This window comes from Stenotrophomonas mexicanensis, from assembly GCF_032911605.1.
Classification (GTDB): domain Bacteria; phylum Pseudomonadota; class Gammaproteobacteria; order Xanthomonadales; family Xanthomonadaceae; genus Stenotrophomonas; species Stenotrophomonas maltophilia_A.
This window is the reverse complement of the sequence record NZ_JAWJTG010000091.1, coordinates 1-570: the sequence shown is the minus strand read 5'-3', so window position 1 is coordinate 570 and position 570 is coordinate 1. Positions and strand designations below refer to the sequence as shown.

General features: G+C 63.3%; 1 protein-coding gene. It reads left to right on the top strand.

Annotated features, from left to right (window positions below):
* On the top strand, nucleotides 1–570 hold a 570-nt coding region (locus R1L06_RS20445; protein ID WP_317218594.1), incomplete at its 5' end, for an EF-Tu C-terminal domain-related protein.

Below are 570 nucleotides of genomic sequence, written 5' to 3'. Positions count from 1 at the left end.
GCGATCGACAAGCCGTTCCTGATGCCGGTGGAAGACGTGTTCTCGATCTCGGGCCGCGGCACCGTGGTGACCGGTCGTATCGAGCGCGGCGTGATCAAGGTTGGCGACGAAATCGAAATCGTCGGCATCCGTCCGGTGCAGAAGACCACCGTGACCGGCGTTGAAATGTTCCGCAAGCTGCTGGACCAGGGTCAGGCAGGCGACAACGCTGGCCTGCTGCTGCGCGGCACCAAGCGTGACGACGTCGAGCGTGGCCAGGTTCTGGCCAAGCCGGGTTCGATCAAGCCGCACACCAAGTTCGAAGGCGAAGTCTACGTCCTGTCGAAGGACGAGGGCGGCCGTCACACCCCGTTCTTCAACGGCTACCGTCCGCAGTTCTACTTCCGCACCACCGACATCACCGGCGCAGCTGCTCTGCCGGAAGGCGTCGAAATGGTGATGCCGGGTGACAACGTCAAGATGGTCGTCACCCTGATCAACCCGGTGGCAATGGACGAAGGCCTGCGCTTCGCCATCCGCGAAGGCGGCCGTACCGTCGGCGCCGGCGTGGTCTCGAAGATCATCGAGTAA